At 61.1% G+C, this 17,579-nt stretch carries 13 protein-coding genes; 8 read left to right on the forward strand and 5 right to left on the reverse strand.

What is annotated here, in order from left to right; translation table 11 throughout:
• Positions 1–21: 21 nt before the first annotated feature.
• Genes tssL through ABIB99_RS37620 form a run of 5 tightly spaced genes read right to left on the reverse strand, consistent with a single transcriptional unit; the run spans position 22 to position 6,739 of the window.
• Positions 22–1,548: a type VI secretion system protein TssL, long form gene (tssL, locus tag ABIB99_RS37600; protein ID WP_354180684.1), complete on the reverse strand. Its 1,527-nt coding sequence runs from the start codon at positions 1,546–1,548 to the stop codon at positions 22–24.
• Positions 1,545–2,882 (reverse strand): type VI secretion system baseplate subunit TssK, encoded by a 1,338-nt coding sequence (gene tssK / locus ABIB99_RS37605; protein WP_014493496.1) that lies wholly within the window; start codon positions 2,880–2,882, stop codon positions 1,545–1,547. The genes tssL and tssK overlap by 4 nt, the downstream gene beginning before the upstream one ends.
• A gap of 48 nt (positions 2,883–2,930) precedes the next feature.
• On the reverse strand, positions 2,931–4,289 hold the full coding sequence (gene tagH / locus ABIB99_RS37610) for a type VI secretion system-associated FHA domain protein TagH (protein WP_354180687.1): 1,359 nt from the start codon (positions 4,287–4,289) through the stop codon (positions 2,931–2,933).
• 12 nt (positions 4,290–4,301) lie between these two features.
• Positions 4,302–4,865, reverse strand: coding sequence for a DUF6931 family protein (locus tag ABIB99_RS37615; RefSeq protein WP_038935432.1), 564 nt, complete (start codon positions 4,863–4,865; stop codon positions 4,302–4,304).
• 5 nt (positions 4,866–4,870) lie between these two features.
• The gene (locus ABIB99_RS37620) at positions 4,871–6,739 is read right to left on the reverse strand and encodes a type VI secretion system Vgr family protein (protein ID WP_354180689.1); all 1,869 of its coding nucleotides are present in this window, start codon (positions 6,737–6,739) and stop codon (positions 4,871–4,873) included.
• 353 nt (positions 6,740–7,092) lie between these two features.
• Between ABIB99_RS37620 and ABIB99_RS37625 the strand changes: the two genes are divergently transcribed.
• The 8 genes from ABIB99_RS37625 (at position 7,093) to tssH (ending at position 17,577) form a co-directional block, all read left to right on the forward strand.
• Entirely contained in the window at positions 7,093–8,406 is a 1,314-nt protein-coding gene (locus ABIB99_RS37625; protein WP_354180772.1) for a type VI secretion system protein TssA, read from the forward strand.
• Positions 8,407–8,533: 127 nt separating this feature from the next.
• Positions 8,534–9,061, forward strand: a complete 528-nt coding sequence (gene tssB, locus ABIB99_RS37630) for a type VI secretion system contractile sheath small subunit (protein WP_028156839.1) — start codon at positions 8,534–8,536, stop codon at positions 9,059–9,061.
• Positions 9,062–9,077: 16 nt separating this feature from the next.
• Positions 9,078–10,580, forward strand: coding sequence for a type VI secretion system contractile sheath large subunit (tssC, locus tag ABIB99_RS37635; RefSeq protein WP_028150765.1), 1,503 nt, complete (start codon positions 9,078–9,080; stop codon positions 10,578–10,580).
• Positions 10,581–10,628: 48 nt separating this feature from the next.
• The gene (locus ABIB99_RS37640; protein WP_014493489.1) at positions 10,629–11,114 is read left to right on the forward strand and encodes an Hcp family type VI secretion system effector; all 486 of its coding nucleotides are present in this window, start codon (positions 10,629–10,631) and stop codon (positions 11,112–11,114) included.
• A gap of 180 nt (positions 11,115–11,294) precedes the next feature.
• On the forward strand, positions 11,295–11,843 hold the full coding sequence (gene tssE, locus ABIB99_RS37645; protein ID WP_175627381.1) for a type VI secretion system baseplate subunit TssE: 549 nt from the start codon (positions 11,295–11,297) through the stop codon (positions 11,841–11,843).
• Position 11,844: 1 nt separating this feature from the next.
• Positions 11,845–13,812, forward strand: a complete 1,968-nt coding sequence (gene tssF / locus ABIB99_RS37650) for a type VI secretion system baseplate subunit TssF (RefSeq protein WP_354180693.1) — start codon at positions 11,845–11,847, stop codon at positions 13,810–13,812.
• Positions 13,776–14,840 (forward strand): type VI secretion system baseplate subunit TssG, encoded by a 1,065-nt coding sequence (tssG, locus tag ABIB99_RS37655; RefSeq protein WP_354120285.1) that lies wholly within the window; start codon positions 13,776–13,778, stop codon positions 14,838–14,840. Before tssF ends, tssG begins: the two co-directional genes overlap by 37 nt.
• A gap of 97 nt (positions 14,841–14,937) precedes the next feature.
• Positions 14,938–17,577 carry a type VI secretion system ATPase TssH gene (gene tssH / locus ABIB99_RS37660; RefSeq protein ID WP_354180696.1) on the forward strand — a complete coding sequence of 880 codons (2,640 nt, stop codon included), beginning with the start codon at positions 14,938–14,940 and terminating at the stop codon, positions 17,575–17,577.
• The last annotated feature ends 2 nt before the right edge of the window (positions 17,578–17,579 follow it).

Here is a 17,579-nt window from a genome sequence, read left to right on the forward strand (position 1 = left end):
ACCTGACCCGGCGGTATCTGCCTATTCGCTGCGTTCGATAAAGATCTCGACGCGCCGGTTCTTGGCGCGTCCCTCGGGTGTCGTGTTGCTGCCGATTGGCGCATCTGCTCCTTTGCCCTCGACGTCGACGCGCGAACCATCGGTCAAGCCAGGCTTCAGTGCCGCGGCAACCGCCTTGGCGCGCTCGACCGACAACTCGAAATTTGTCGGGAAGCGGACTGTGCGGATCGGCGAACTGTCGGTATGGCCGACGACCCGGATCCGTCCCGGCTCCTTGTCGAGGGTTGCCGCGACGCGGAGTGCGATCGGCTTGAAGCCGTCGAGAATGGTCGCCTGGCCCGATGCAAACAAGGCCAGATCGCAGACCCTGATCACGATGAAGCTCGGGGTCTGGTCCGCCGTCATGGCACAGGCGGTGTTCTCCTTCGCGAGCGCGTTGCGGATGCGTTGCAACTGGGTGATGCGATCCGGTGGCGGCGGAGGTGGAGGCGGCGGAGGTGGTGCAACGATCTGGCGCTTGAGCTCGATCGGGCCGGCTGGATGGAGCGCGAGCGCTACCTCGGCAGCATTCTCTGCCCGGCCGGCGAGGAGCGTCCGCAGGACAAAATAGGACCCGGTCAGCAGCGCGGCGACGACAGCCGCAACGAGCCAGACCGGAACGCGCAGACGCTGCCGGCGCCCCGCCAGCGCCTGGCCGCGCCAGTTGGGCGACAGGTCGCTCATCGTCTTCGGCCGGACCCGGCGCAGCAATTCATAGAGGTTACGCTGGATCAGCTGCAGGTTCGCAAGTCCGCCCGCTGACGTCCGGTGAATGCCCTGAAAACCAAGCGCAAGGCAGGCGTGCTGAAGTTCGAGGACCGGATAGTTGACCAGTGGATCAACCTTCAAATGGTCGAGAATCTCAAAGAAACGGACGCCGCCGACACGCTCGCCGAAGAACCGGCTCAGCATCGAATATTGCGTCCAGACGTGGCGCTCCTCGGTCGGGATGTGCTGCACGATATCGTCGGCAGTGGCACACAGGATGTATTTCGCTGTGTTGGCTTGGTGCTCGGATATGCCCGCGGAACGGATGTCCTTCTCGAAGAACTTGATCGCGTCTGCAACCTGCTCCATCAAACTCGCGAATGACGCGCGCATGAGCGCCACCCGCAACCGACCAAGCAGCTGCAGCAACGGGCCCGCAGCGCGCATCACTGGATTAGCATTTGGCGCGACGAGATCGTCGACGCGCAACGGCGGTCCTGGCGGTAGCATGGGCTGCTGCGCCTGGGCTTGTGCGGGTGTCGATATCCATTCCTCAGCGGGATGGCTGGCCGGCGCGGAGGCGTAGTTCGAGCCCTGCGGGACAGGAGAAAATGATGACGGTGGCGCCGGCGCGCCGGGAGAGGGTACCGGTGATGGCGAATAGCCTGGACGTGCCGCAGGCCCCTCGCCCGGCGGAGGCTGAGAGGTCGGCGCCGGCGGCAACTTCCCGCCGGGGTTGGGACGGATGATCGTCCGTTCGCCCCGACCGAAAGGATTGACCGGCTTGTCCCTGTCGCTCATGGCCTGTCTTCCAGGATGGCCCAAAGATACAGCTCAAGCTCCGGCCAGTCGCCGGAGAAATGCATTCCGATCGAGGCCGCCGTGCTGAACTCGGGCCAGAGCGGCGACTTGCGGTCGAGATAGAAATAGACGTGATCCGTGATGGCCCGGATATGCGGCGGCGGCGTCGGCAAATGCGCCAAGGTCAGGCCCGGCAAGTTTGCGTGCACGATCTCGTTCATCTTGGTGTTCGGCCCGACCTTGAACAGGTGCGGGAAATCGTTCTGGATCTCCACGAGCGGCCTCCGTGCGGCAACCTCCAGCACCAGGGTCGCGTTTCGGAATAGCGCTCGATCGCGGATCGGCGACACGAACGCATTCTGTGCGCGCTCGATGATCTCCAGGCGGATCGCACGCCGGCCCAATCGCGCGCTCAGGAAGTCCTGGATGTCGCTCACCAAGGGTGTGAAGACGTTCTCGAGATCGTCGTGATCGTAAGCCGGATAGTTGCGCGCCCGCCGTTCCGCCGTAGAAAATGTCGCAAGTTCACCCGCGAATCTCAGCAATTCCTCGTACAGGCGCTCGGGGTGCACGCTGCCGGAGCGCTGGAAATGAGTCAGGACGGGAATGGTACGGTTCAGTACTTGCAGGACCAGATAGTCGACGCTCTGCAACCCACCGCCGGATGACGGATCGACCGCGTAACGCGCGAGCTCGTCGAGTTTGGTCTCGACCCAGCCGATGATGCGGTTGAGCCAGCCATCGATGATCGGATGCGCGGCGCAGATCAGCATCGGCGGCACGAATTTATCGTCGAACAGGATGTTCTTGTCGCGCACCTCGAGAATGCGCGCGATGCCGAGCCCCATGTATCCGGGCTTGCTGCTCTTGCGCAGTTCGAACGACAAGCGCGGATAGGCGATGTCGATCTCTTCCTCGATGCGTAGCGCAGAGGTCGAGTCGATGAAGGTTTCCGAACTACGAACATAACGACTGGCGCTGTCGGTGCGATCCTCGTCGACCTCGCGGGTGTTTGGCGCCGCGACCGGCATCATCAGCCAGACGACCTGGCCTGCGGCCGTCTCCGGCACGTCGATCGCTTCGGGAATTTGGCTGTCCGCTGGGATATCGAATGGCGTACCGTCCGGCATGACGCCGGACGCATTGCGCACCGCGAACTTGCTCTGTTCGGTAAGATCTTTGTCGATCTCCAGCTGGGCAAAGCCCCACGGGTATGGTGTCGTGTAGCGAACGCGCTTTTCCAGCAAGTGTTCGATGTAGCGGTCGTTCTGCTGCAGATGATGCGGCCGCAGAAACAGACCTTCCGACCAGAAAACTTTGCTGTACCAAGACATTCCTACATCCACTTAGAAATTGTCGGCAGCCGCGTGGTCGCCGATAGTTTATTTTGAACCGGGCTTGTCACCGCGGTCGTAATAGTTCGAGAAATGCAACATAAAGGTTTCGATCGGCGCGCTGTTGTCGCGGCCGAGATGCGCCTTCCAGCGCGTCAAGAACTCGTCCCAGAGTTTGCCCTTGTTCGTGCCGAGCCAGGAGCTTGCGCCACGCTGAAGCTCGAGCTCGCGGGCCATCAGCGTCGGATCTATGCCCGCAATCAGTTCATGGACAGCGTGCTGCATCGCCATGTAGGTCTTCAACTGATGTGACTTGAGATCACTGAAGCCCTGCGCAAAGGCGCGCTGTGTGTCGAGGTAGCTGCGCGTCGGCGGCCCAAAGAGAATGCGCATCGCTTCTTCCGAGGTCGGCGAGAACTTCAGCGGATTATTTTCGAGGGCTTGGACGGTGGTTTGGCTGGTGCTACGGGTCAGCTGCTTGGCTTGGGTCCGCGCCTGCAGCAGCGCCATCAGATTATCCACGGTCATACGCAAGATGACGCCAAGCTGTTCGGCGAGTTCGGCATCGGACTTGCTGGCAAAGAAATTGTCCGGCAATCCTGCAGCGCGCGCCACCAGTCGCGCGAACTCGGTACCGCCGACTGGCTTGGCCGTGACAGGTCCCTCGTCTGCCGCTTGCGCCGGGCGCGATGGCGATGCTGGCGGCTGGGCAGCGGCTGGTTCATCATCGATCCATACCGACGGCCGGCGTGGGGTCGGCATGATGGGCGGGCGCTCGACTTGCGGTTTCGGCGCGTTGGCTGGACCGGCCGCCCAGTTCATGTCGTCGTCCTGCTCGGACGGTTGGTACGGAGACGCCGGCTGTGACCGTCGGAACGGGTCTACACCCGGTGCCGGGACGCTCGCCGCCCAATCCAGGAACCCCGGATTGACGGGCCGCGCAGCCTCGCGTGGCTTCTTCAGCAATTGCGGATCGATCGGCGGCGGAACGTCACGATCGGCTGTCCAAAGCTCTCCGTAGTCGGCATGCTGCTGGACCGAGGGTTCGCGCAGTTGCGCCTCGTGGTTTGGGCTGCCCCCGCCAGCCTCATTCTCCAGCGAAACTCCGATGATGTAGTGGCCGATCGTGAGACGGTCACCGTCGCGCAAGCGGTGCGGCCCCCGCATGCGCTGGTCGGCACCATTGAGGAAGGTGCCGTTGGTCGAAACGTCGTGCAGCCAATAGCCACCGTCGCGAAAGTGCACCTCGCAATGCTTTCCGGAAATCGTCCGCGCCGGATCCGGCAGCGTCCAGTCGAGGTGACGGTCCCGGCCAATATCGACTGAACGCCTGCCGGTGACCGTAAACGACACAGGTCCGCCATCCGGAAGGTTCGGCTCGTTCTCGATATTAAAGCGAAGCACCATCACATCGTCTCGTTAGCGCGGAGGGCGCGGTTCGCCGCGTGCCAATTGAATACCATCCTCTAGGCATGACGTCATTATCCGGTCCCGGGAGTCACGGGGGAGCCGGCAGAGGCCGATCAGCAGTGCTGCACGCACCGCCCGCGCGGCCTGATCTGGCTTAGCTTCCACGGGCGCAAATTCCGGGGGAACCACGCTTCCGCCGGACCAGCCGGCCGCCAGCGCCAGCCATGTCGCCGGCTGCTCAGGATCATTGGCATTGCCGACAGCCAGCGCCTTGTTCCGGGACTGCTCGTCCGGTTGCCGGACCCAGGTCTCCACAATATTGAGCGACCTGGTATCGCTGGCGTCGAAATGGTCGAACATCAGTCGCAGAGAGCGACATCCCCAGGCAACTGCTACGCGCCTGGGAAGCAGATAGGCACAGTAAGACACGGCCGGGTGCCAATTCCGCGCATCGGCGGCCTCCTGAAGGAAGTCCAGCGAAGGCTTGTCAGCGTCGGCTTTGCCGACATCATAACGCGCCAAGGGATAGGCCTGAAACAGATCCTGAACCGTACCGAACCGAACTTGTCCCATGATCGTCAACCAACAAGGGTTGGAGTACCGTGGGCGACCAGCGGACCACCGGCAGCAAGCGCCATGCCGGCTTGCGCCGTCATGGCGATCGTCGGCGCGTTGATGACGATGCCCGCCGGGGTCAGGATGATCTGACTAGGACCCACCTGTAGGGTGATGTTGGCATTGGCCATGAGCGTGATGCTGATGCCTGCATTGACAGACTGGTCCATGGCCAAAGTGATGTGCTGACCACCCAACTGGATATCGAGCTTATCATTGCCGTTCTTGAGCGTGGTGTTGCGCGTGTCGCCGCCAAATGCAGCTTCGCCGATGGTACGTGTCTCGGTGTCGCGGACCGTTACGTCGTGGTCCTTCTCGGCATGCACCGTGATCTTCTCGGATCCCTTCTTGTCCTCGAAGCTCCACTCGTTGAAGCCGCCGCCGCCTTTGGTGGAGTCCGACTTCAGTCCCGCAATCGTCTTCTTCGACGGCAGATCGTAGGGCAGCTTGTATTCGTCGTTGTACACGGTGCCGATCACCAGGGGCTGGTCCGGATCCCCCTCCAGGAATTCGATAACGACTTCCTGTCCGACGCGCGGGATGATCTGACCGCCCCAGCGCTTGCCAGACCAAACCTGAGCCACGCGCAACCGGCACGACCGCTTCTTCTTCCGATCCCAGAAAAAGCGGACATAGATTTCGCCCAGAGACTCGACGTCGATTTCCTCGCTCGAATTATCGTCTTTGGTCACCACCTTGGCCGTCTGGATGCCGTTGATCCTTGGCTTCGGCGTCATCATCAGCGGTCGAAACGGCCGGTCGCTCGGCAAGAACTCGTAGCTGCCGAAATAGACGTGTTGCCCTGCGTCGCTCGGACCGCCGGTGCGATAGGATTCGATCGAGAACGAGTGCACAGCTCGCACCACGAGGTATTCGACGTTCTGCGAGTCCTTGGAGTGCTTTTCGAGCTTCGTCAGCCCACCGGGGAACAGGTTGACGGCGTCGCCATTGCCGCGGCGACGCCGATCCATCGCCTGCTCTGCCTGGAGCTGGATCTTCGCGTAGCGCTCGCCGTCGGATTTCTCCTTGAACTTCCCGGGATAGTCGTAAAACTCCATCTCCGACCGAGTGTAATGCTCGGAGCCCTTGGCGTCGCTGATCATCTGAGCGTTGGGCTTCTGATAGTTGTAGTCGTTGAGTTCGATCTTGCCGGTACGAAACCGTCGCTCCGATACCCATTCATAGATGTGCTGCTCGCCTCGCCGGTCGGCACCCGCCAGCGGGATGTAGGGAATCGTAGCAAGACCTTTGATCGGACTGTGCGACGATTTGGAGTCCGCCAACACCAGCGTGTGCTTGCCGCCCTCATGCTTGAAGAAGTAGTAGATGCCGTGCTGCTCCATCAGCCGGCACACGAAGTTCATGTCGGTCTCGCGGTACTGAACGCAATATTCGAGCTTCGGACAAGAACCCTCTTCGGTCAGTTTGGATTCATAGTCGGTGAAGCCGCGTTCGTTGAAGACCTCTTTGATGATGTCGGGCGCCTTCTTGTCCTGAAAGATCCGGCAATCGGTGGTCCGCGACAACAGCCATAACCAGGGCCTCAGCACGATCCGGTAGCTGAAATAATCGTTCTTCACTCCGAGCCACTGGGCTTCCGTCAGAATGCCGCTGAACTCACGCTCCTTTTCATGCAGCTTTATGGTCAGCGTGCACTGCTGACCGATAGCGCGGTCGAAGTCGAGGTCGGCATCCTCACTGAGACACTCGATGCGATACTCGAACAGTTCGCTGAGACCTTCCGAGCCTTCGAATCCGGCAAAAACCAAAACGTCCTTGCCAAGAGGCGTCTTGAGTTCGCAGAGGCGGGTATCCTGAGTAAGCTGGCCCATGTGGGCTTAAACTCCCTCCTTCGATCGAATGACCCGCTGCAAAAAAAGCTGATCAGACGTTATGCAAGAACGACGGAAATCCTGCGTGCCGCCGGCTGTGCCGGCAAGCCCGCCCCAGGGCTGGGCTTCCTGACGTTCCACAACGGCCGCCAAAGAACTACCCCGGGCCATCAAGTAGTCGGCTCCAAGAGCTTGCCGGTTCACGCGAAAATGGCATGATCTTCGGGAATGAACCAAGGTCGGCAGGCATCTGACCCATAGGTATAGATTCCGGATCATGCGCCCCCGCGCGATCCCCTAGTCGCCACGGGCTCGGCAGCGGGGCCGTGATCGAGCAGATGGACGGTCCGCATATGCTTGACGTCGCCTCCCTGACGCAGCCCATTGCCGCTGACGATCCCTGCGGGCCGGATCTCGACGCCATCGGAGACGTCCAATATCTGAACTTCTTCGCAGGTGCGGAATCGCTGCTACCGATGTCGTTCTTCGAGGTCGTCAATGCCAACGGAGAGCGTGGACGCTTCGATCCAAAGGCAGTCGATTTTGCCGGCCAGTTTGCCGCCGCGCAGCCCCTTCTGGCGCGTACCCGCGATCTGCGCCTGAACCTGCTGCTGGCCAAGTTTTCAATCCTCAACCGCGATCTCGACGGCTTTCTCTGCTGCCTGAAGGCGACCAACCTGCTGCTGCGCGAGCAGTGGGAGGCGGTGCATCCGAAGGGCGAGGACGGCGACTACGCACTTCGCGCCGTCACAGTCGAGGCGATCGACGTGTTCCCGACCGTGATCAACCCGCTCCAGTTCCTTCCCCTGATCGAGAACCGCAGACACGGCAACCTCAACTACCGTGCCTATCAGATCGCTCAGGGCGAAATTCCCGCCGGCGACGCCGACGCCGACGGGCCTGATCTGGCGGCCATCGAGCGCATCGTCAGCGAGACAGATCTCGACACTCTCAAGGCAACCAGCGGGCGGTGCTCCGCGGTCGCTGCTGAAATCGCGGGTATCAAGCAAACCTGGCACGAGAAGTTGAACGCGGGGCAACCGATCAGCCTCGACAGGCTCTCTGGCTTGGTTAACGGCATGGCTGCCTGGCTTGCGGGTCTTGTCGCGTCGCGCGATCCGGCCGCGATCGCCGCAACCGCGGAAGATGTCGGACCTGTCGATACACAGGCGCCGTCAGACACGACCGGTGTGGTGACTTCATCCGCACAGGCATCTGCAGCGCTTGCAGCAGTGGCAGACTATTTTGCCCGAATGGAACCGTCCAACCCGGCACTGTTGCTGGTGCGTCAAGCGCAGGAGATGGTTGGCAAGTCATTCATTGAAGTCATGCGGATGCTGGTGCCTGCGCACGTGGAGAGCGCTGCGATCAACATCGGGCGCGACAAGGTCTTCGACCTGCCGATCGAACGGATGGCGGAACTCGCCACGTCGCTCTCATCGACGGCCGAGAACAACACGCAAGACATTGTATTTTCAGTGGAAAGCAGAACGCAAGCCTTGGGCCTGCTGGCGAAGGTGGCGTCGTTTTTCCGAACCGCAGAGCCGTCCAGCCCCATCCCCTTTTTGGCAGATCGCGCGCGCGACCTCGCGCAACGAGACTTTCTCAGCCTTTTGAATGATGTTCTTCCTGAGGGAGCGCTTAAAACAATCGACAGATCGCATTGAACCCAGCTTTCGCTCGAGGGCACTAAATGGACACAAGGATGTTTGCCGACCGCAGCAACTTGAAGTCCCCTAGCCGATCTGCGTCGCGCAAATTCGACGTCTAAAGCGATTTCGTAGTGAGGGAACCATGGCTACAGATAGCGGTCAAAAATTCATTCGTCGAAATCGCGCACCACGCGTGCACATCACATACGAAGATCCATACGACGCCGAGCGGCTGATCGAACTGCCGTTCGTCATGGGCGTCCTCTCTGACCTTTCCGGCAATAACCCCGGCGTCGAGAAGACGAAGGTCGAGGAGCGCAAATTCCTCGAGTTCGACATGGACAATTTCGACAGTCGCATGGCGGCAATCCAGCCCGGCGTGACGGCGCGCGTCGCCAATCGTCTCAGCGACGGATCAGACGAAAAACTTTCGGTCAATCTGCGCTTCAACAAGATGGCCGACTTCACGCCCGTGGCCGTCGCCCGCCAGGTACCGGCTACAGCCAAGCTGCTCGAGGCGCGCGAACAACTTGCCAACCTGCTGCGCTACATGGATGGCAAGGTAGCCGCCGAGGACCAGCTGAAAAAACTTCTGGCCGATCCTCAACTGATGGCAGCGCTTCGGGAACGCGCGATCAGCCAGTCGACCGAACCTGGCACCGAGAGCTAAGGAAGGAACGGGGACCATGGCAAAAGAAGCTGTTCACAAAGAGAGCACCACCCAGGTCAAGACCGTCGAAGCTGACGAGTTTGCCACTCTGCTGAAGCAAAGCTTCAAACCGCGCACCGAGCGCGCAGCGACCGAGGTCGACAACGCGGTATCCACGCTCGTTCAAGAGGCATTGAAGGACTCGAGCGTCATCAAGTCGGACGTGCTCGACACTATCGAGGAGATGATCGCGCGGATCGACCAGAAGCTGACCGCGCAGATGAACGAGATCATTCACGCACCCGAATTCCAGGCGATCGAAAGTACCTGGCGAGGCCTCCACTACCTCGTCTTCAACTCGGAGACCGACGCCAACCTCAAGATCCGGGTCATGAACGTCTCGAAGAACGAGCTGTACCGTAATCTGCGGCTTTACCCCGATGCGCGCTGGGACCAGAGCCCATTGTTCAAGCAGATCTACGAATACGAGTTCGGCCAGTTGGGCGGCGAGCCGTTCGGCTGCCTTATCGGCGACTACTATTTCAGCCACCTCCCCACCGACGTGCAGCTGCTGCGCGATCTCAGCAAGATCGCCGGTGCCGCACACGCCCCCTTCTTCAGCGGCGCCGAGCCGACGCTGATGGGAATGGACTCGTGGACCGAATTGTCCAACCCTCGTGATATCGGCAAGGTGTTCGACACGCCGGAATATGCCGCATGGAAGGGACTGCGCGACCAGGACGACTCGCGTTATCTCGGCCTGTGCATGCCGCGCGCGCTGGGTCGCCTCCCCTACGGCGCGAAATCGGAGCCTGTGGAAGAGTTCGCCTTCGAGGAGGAGACAGACGGGCACACTGGTGACAAATACGGCTGGATCAACGCCGCCTATGCGATGGCGGTCAACATCAACCGCGCCTTCAAGGAGTTCGGCTGGTGCACGCGCATCCGCGGTGTGCAATCCGGCGGAGAGGTCATCAATCTGCCGACGCACACATTCCCGACCGACGACGGTGGCGTCGATCTGAAATGCCCGACCGAGATCGCCATCAGCGATCGCCGCGAGCACGAACTTGCAAAGGCGGGCCTCATCCCGCTGATCCATCGCAAGAACACCGACAAGGCCGCCTTCATCGGCGCCCAGTCGCTTTACAAGCCGAAGAAGTATTTCGGCGAGAAGGGCGTGGATGCAACCGCGTCCGACAACCTGTCGTCACGTCTGCCCTACATGTTCGCAGTGTCTCGCTTTGCGCACTATCTGAAGTGCATGGTTCGCGACAAGATCGGATCCATGAAGGAGAAGGATGAGCTGACGGTCTGGCTGCAAACCTGGATCAACGAGTACGTTGATGCCAACCCAGCCCTATCGTCAGAAGCTCAGAAAGCGCGCAAGCCGCTGGCCGCTGCGAAGGTAGAGGTCATAGCAAACGAGGAGAACCCGGGATATTACAACGCGCGCTTCTTTCTTCGTCCGCACTTTCAATTGGAAGCGATGGATGTCGGCCTCAGTCTGGTTTCACGCCTGCCAGGTCCCAGCTCCTGACGCTGCAGCATCGCAACCGTACACACAGAAATTTGAGAGGACCATGCTATGGCTGTCGACATCTTCCTGAAACTCGATCCGATCAAGGGCGAGTCGCTGGACGACAAGCACAAAGACGAAATCGATATTTTGAGCTGGTCGTTTGGCGAGAGCCAGACCGGCACCTTCCACAGCGGATCGGGCGGCGGCGCCGGCAAGGTCAGCGTGCAAGATCTTCACTTCACGCACTTCGTTGACAAGGCCACGCCGGAACTTTTCAAGGTCTGCGCAAACGGCAAGCATATCGACAGCGCGATCCTGACGGTCCGCAAGGCCGGCGAAAACCCGCTGGAATATCTCAAGATCGAGATGAAGCAGGTTCTCGTGACGAGCGTATCGACAGGCGGATCGCACGGCGAAGATCGCCTTACCGAAAACGTGAGTCTGAACTTCGCGAAGGTCAAGATGATCTACAAGACCCAGACGGAGAAGGGTGGCGCCGGAGCTTCGCCGACGTTTGGCTGGGATGTTCCTGCCAACAAGGAATGGGCCTGATTGTCGGCCCCTCGCCTGGCGCCGGTTGCGAATGGCGAACCGGCGCCAAGCGGTGCGATTTTGATCGCACCTCTCGTCCGGCCCGGTTGCGGGCCCGAAAGCCTGCTGGGCGACGCCAAGTCGGACACCAACGCGCGCCCCCCGGGATTGCATGCGAGTTGGGCGTCATGGGGACCGTGAATGACCATTGCACCAAAGAAGGATCGGCTCTCTCCCCCACTGATGCTGGCATTTCGCTCAGCCCATGAAGCGCGCGACGCACGCAAGAAGCTCAATCTGCGCGATGAGTCTGGCGAGCGGGTCATTGCAGGGCGGCGGAGCGCGGGCCGATTTCCAATCTCGGAAACATTGCTCCGGCGCGAGGTCTCCCATGACCTCGAAACGCTCCTCAATACCATTGCCCTGGAATCGACCCTGGATCTGGACGGCCGCGATTGCGTCCGAACCTCAATCCTGAACTTTGGCTTCCCTGATATTGCCCACCGTTCGATCGACGAGGTCGCCGACGACGAGCTCACCGACGCGTTGCGCGAGACGCTCACGACTTATGAACCGAGGCTCGATCGCAACACCATCCGGGTCCGACGCGACGGCTCGGTCGGCCCCGAGCAACTCAAGCTGCGCTTCATCGTTCACGCCGACCTGAAGGCCGAGCCGCTCAACGTCCCCGTGGAGTTCGTCGCCGACGTCGACCTCGACAGCGGCGATATCCAGATCAACCGACTTTAGCATGAACCGCGAATTCCTGGATTTTTACAATCGTGAACTGTCACTGCTCTACGAGCAGGCCGGGGATTTCGCCGAAGAGTATCCCGGCATCGCAGAACGCCTCGGTGGGCTGATCCGGGATCGCTCAGATCCCATGATCACAGGATTGCTGGAAGGTGCCGCATTTCTCGCCGCTCGCGTTCAGCTCAAGCTCAAGCACGAGTTTCCGGAGTTCACTGCAAACCTGCTCGAGCAGCTGGTTCCGAATTACCTTGCCCCGACTCCGTCGGCCATGCTGGTCACGGCACGCCCCCCCTATGCCGACCCAGCGCTACGCGATGGCAAGAAGATCGCGCGCGGCGCCTATTTCGATGCCACCTATCGCGAGAGAGAACGAAGTCTTTCCTGCCGATTTCGACTTTGCCGCGATATCGCTCTTTGGCCATTTGACGTCACCGGCGCCGAATACTTCTCGACGGCAGGCGCGCTGCAGGCGCTCGGGATTCCCGTCGGCGGCGACGTCATCGCCGGGCTCAGGCTGTCGTTGACCCACCGTACCGCGGCCCGGCTCGATGAGGAGCTGCCGGACGCAGAGGCCAGGGCCAAGCCGGATACCTGGTTTGCAGGCTGCCGCACGAGCGAACTTCCGATCTACCTTTCAGGCGCGGAGTCCGACGCCATTGCGCTTTACGAGCAATTGATCTCGAACTGCAGGGGCGTCTACTTCCGGCATCTCGATGATTTCGGCGATCCGGTGGTGACTCGTGCGCCCCATGACTGCGTGCAGCAGATTGGTTTCGACGAGGACGAGTCGCTGTTTCCCAACGACAACCGGGTCTTTCGCGGCTCGGAGCTGCTGCGGGAATATTTCATGTTTCCACGCAAGTTCCTCGGCTTCAACCTGACGGGACTTCGCAGCGTGATGCCCCGGCTGCGCAGCAAATCGATCGATATCGTCTTCGCTTTCGATGAACACAATTCACGGCTTGCCGCCGCGGTGCGTCCCGATACCTTCAGGCTCTACAGCGCGCCGGCAATCAACTTGTTCGAGAAGACGAGCGATCGCATCCCCGTCAAGTCGAATACGCACGAGTACCATGTGGTGCCCGATCGCAGCCGCTATCTGGAATACGAACCGCACCAGGTACTCGAAGTCTACGCGCACTTTCCGGCCGACAAGGACAAGCGGCCGGTGCGCCCGCTGTATTCGGCCGCCGTCGACCGGACCAGCGGATCGGTCGAGGGGCTTTATTTCACCGTTCGACGGTTGCCCCGGCGCCGTACAGTGGGAGAAAAGACGTATGGCGCATCCTCGGACTACACCGGGACGGACATGTTCCTGTCTCTGCTGGAGCCCGGTGAACTAAGCGGCGAAGGTGCGGTCGCCGAACTCAGCGTCCGGGCGCTGTGCTCCAACCGGCATCTCACGGAACACTTGCCGGTCGGCCAGGGCGGCGCCGACTTCCGCCTGCTGGACGATACTTCCCTTGATCTGATGTGCGTCGCTGGTCCCACCCGACCACGCGAACCGATCGTGGCCCAGATGCGCAGCCGCAGCGAGATCGCGAACAGCGGAATCGTCAGCTGGCGGCTGATCAACATGCTGAGCCTGAACTATCTTGGCCTCGTCGAGCGCGGTGGCGGCAAGAACGCCGGAGCCCTGCGCGAAATGCTGTCCTTGTTCGCCGACCAGTTCGACGACGCCACGGAACGCAAGATCCGCGGCGTGCGCAGCATAGAAAGCCGGCCCGTCGTACGGCGGGTGCGCGAGCGCACCGGCAGCGGCGCAGCGCGCGGCCTGGAGATTACCATCACGCTCGACGAGAAGGCATTCGAGGGCAGCGGCGTGTTCTTGCTCGGAGCCGTGCTGGAGCGCTTCTTCGCCGACTATTCGGGCTTCAATACCTTCACACAGACGGTCGTCTCGACGCCGGAGCGCGGCGAGATCATGCGTTGGCCGCCGCGCATGGGCACGCGGAGACCTCTATGACGCTGATCGACCAGATGAAGGCGGAGCCCTGGCGGTTCGATTTCTTCAATACGTTGCGCCAGCTCGAGCGCGCCAACTCGGATCGACCGCGGATCGGTGACAGCGCTGCACGCCGCGAGGAGTATATCGACCTCGGCCAAGTGCCTTATCTGGAGTTCCCCGCCTCCAACCTTGCGGCCGTCGACGACGTGGGTGGCCGGCTCAGGATATTCGTCAAATTTCTCGGTCTCCTGGGGCCGCAGGGCGCGCTGCCGCTTGCCACCACCGACGAAAGCCTCAGTTGGTGGCTGATGCGGGATGACGCCTTCCCGCGCTTTCTCGATCTGCTCAACGGACGCTTTCTGCAACTCTTCTTTCGCGCCTGGGCCGATGCGCGGCCGATCGCTCAGCACGACCGTCCGGCGGATGATCGCTTCATCGCCTATGTCGGCTCCTTCACCGGCCTCGGCTCCGATGTTTTCGCCGATCGAGACACCGTACCGGATATGGCGAAGCTCAGCTTTGCCGGACTGATCTCCCCCAAAGCGAAGTGTGCGTCACGGTTGACGCGGTTCCTGCAGGGGCTGTTCGACGTCAAGGTCGAGATCGACGAATTTGTCGGCACCTGGCTGTCATTCGACCCAAGTCATTGCAGCCGGCTCGGCGGAACCCATGCCAGGCTCGGCCGGGACGCGCTTCTGGGCTCACGCGTATTCAGCGTCGAGGACAAGATCAGGGTGCGGGTCTTTGTCAAGAACTTCACCCAGTACGAACAGTTCTTGCCGACCGAAGCGCGCAACTTGTCGGAGCCTCTGGCGGACGCCGTGTTCTTCTATATCGGCGATGAATTGGAATGGGAGGTGGAGCTCGCCATTCCGGCGGGAGAGGTCGTCCCGGTCAGACTCGGACAGAGCGGACGACTTGGATGGACCACCTGGGTCTCGCCGAACTGGACTTCCACGGAAGAATATCGCCGCGATGCCCGCTTTCAGCTCGGCGAGCGCTTGAGCGCCCGTCGGGCCGCCGCAGCCGATGCCCCGGCGATTTGAACCTATCCGTAGCGCCGATTGCCTAAAGCTATGGGATTCGATGAAATTTCCGCTTGATGCCAGGCATCCGCGGATGGATTAAGCAGGAGGATCCGCCGTGACCGACATCAGCATTGAGGCTGTAACGGGCAAGCTGAACCGGGCCGGCTATGATGCCTTCATACAGGCCCTGCGCCACGCAAAGAGCGCCGGCAATCGCAACGTCGAGCTAGCGCACTGGCTGTTTCATATCCTGCAGCAGGAACGCAACGATCTCAGCCTCTCGGTCGATCATTACAAGCTCGACCGGGCACGCTTGTTGTCGGACCTTGCCGGCGTGATCAATGGCTTTCGTAAGAACGAAACCGACATGCCGGGCGTCGCCAATCCGGTCATCGACCTGCTCGATCGGGGCTGGCACTATGCCACGCTGTTCTTTGGCGAAACCCAGATCCGCACCGGTCATCTGCTCGTGGCGGGCCTGAAATCGAACGATATTCGTCGGACGCTGAACAACCTCTCGCAGGAATTCGCCAAGGTCAACGTCGACGCACTCGCCGCGGAGCGCCGCAACGTCTGGGCCGGCTCCGACGAGGAAACCATGCGGCCGATGGACGGTTCGGGCCTGGTCGGCGCAGGCACGGAAGGCGCGGCCCAAGCGGGTCCCAAGGGGACGACGCCGCTCGACCGGTTCTCCCAGGATCTCACCGCCAAGGCCAAATCAGGTGAGATGGATCCGATCCTTGGCCGGGACGAAGAAATCCGCCAACTGGTCGACGTGTTGATGCGACGGCGGCAGAACAATCCAATTCTTACCGGCGAGGCTGGCGTCGGCAAGACCGCAGTTGTCGAGGGATTCGCCCAGCGAATCGCCGCCGGCGACGTGCCGCCACCGCTCCGCGGTGTAAGGCTTTGTGCGCTCGACATCGGCCTGATGCAGGCCGGTGCTTCCATGAAGGGTGAGTTTGAGCAGCGCTTGCGCTCGGTGATCGACGAGGTCCAGAGCTCACCCACCCCCATCATACTGTTCATCGATGAAGCCCATACACTGATCGGCGCCGGCGGCGCGGCCGGCACCGGTGATGCGGCCAATCTCCTGAAACCCCCTCTCGCCCGTGGCACGCTGCGCACGATCGCCGCCACCACATGGGCAGAATATCGCCAGTATATCGAGAAAGACCCCGCGCTCACACGACGCTTCCAGCCGATCCAGATCGATGAACCGGAAGTGGAGACCTGCTGCATCATGCTGCGCGGACTTCTCGGCCCGATGGAAAAGCACCACGGCGTTCGCATCTCCGATGCTGCGATCGTCGCGGCGGTCAACCTGTCCCACCGCTACATTCCTTCACGGCAGTTGCCGGACAAGGCGGTCAGCCTGCTTGATACCGCCTCGGCGCGCGTGGCCATCAGCCAGAGCGCGACGCCAGCCCTGATCGAGGATGCACGCGTTGCGATTACCGCTCGTGAAGCCGAGAAATCGGCACTCGTCAGCGACAGCGATCTTGGGCTTAAGGACAGCGACCGCATCACGGCGATCGACAACGACATTGCGGCACTGAAGGACAAGCTGACGAACCTCGAAGCCGATTGGGCCGCAGAGCAGGAACTCGTCAAGGACATCCGGAGCATCCGAGAGATTCTGTCCCAGCCCAAAGAAGGCGAAGATCCGGCTGTCAGGCGCGCGGAGTTGCGCGGCAAGTTCGACACACTTGAGAGCATCCATCCGGAGAAGCGGATGGTCTATGCCCATGTAGACCAGCAATCGGTGGCGTCCGTTGTCTCTGACTGGACCGGCATCCCGGTCGGCCGGATGATGCGCGACGAGATCGAAACCGTGCTGAAGCTACCGGAGATCCTCAACCGCCGCGTCGTCGGCCAGTCTCATGGGCTGACGATGATCGCCAAGCGAATTGAGACCAGCCGCGCTAAGCTTGACAACCCGTCGAAACCGATCGGCGTGTTCATGCTGGCTGGTCCGTCCGGCGTGGGCAAGACCGAAACCGCCCTGGCACTTGCCGAGACCCTTTACGGCGGCGAGCAGAACATGATCACGATCAACATGTCGGAGTTCCAGGAAGCGCACACCGTCTCGACCTTGAAGGGTGCACCTCCCGGCTATGTCGGCTATGGCGAAGGTGGACGGCTCACCGAGGCTGTCCGGCGCAAGCCCTACAGCGTCATCCTGCTCGACGAGGTAGAGAAAGCTCATCCCGACGTCCACGAGATCTTCTTCCAGGTGTTCGACAAGGGAACCATGGAGGACGGCAACGGGCGGCGGATCGACTTCAAGAACACCTTGATCATCCTTACCACCAACGTCGGCACCGATCTGATCATGGGCCTTTCGCGCGATCCAAAGTATCGCAGCGAGCCGGAAGAGCTCGCCAAGATGCTGAGGCCGGAATTGCTGAAGGTGTTTCCTGCAGCGCTGCTCGGACGCATCGTCTCGATACCGTACTTCCCGCTATCCGACGAGATGCTCGCCGGGATCGTTCGGTTGCAGCTCGACCGGATCGGACGACGCCTCCGCGACAATCATAACGCGTCCTTCGACTACGATGACGCGGTCGTGGAGCACATTGTGTCACGTTGCAACGACCCGGATTCCGGCGGGCGAATGATTGACAACATCATCACCAACACCCTGCTCCCGGAGCTGTCGCGCGAGTTCCTCAGCAAGTCGCTTGCCAAGGAAGAAATCAAGCAAGCGCGGGTCTCGATCGAGAACGACAAGTTCGCATATTCGTGGAATTGAGG

It is taken from the genome of Bradyrhizobium sp. LA6.1, assembly GCF_040547805.1.
Lineage (GTDB): Bacteria > Pseudomonadota > Alphaproteobacteria > Rhizobiales > Xanthobacteraceae > Bradyrhizobium > Bradyrhizobium barranii.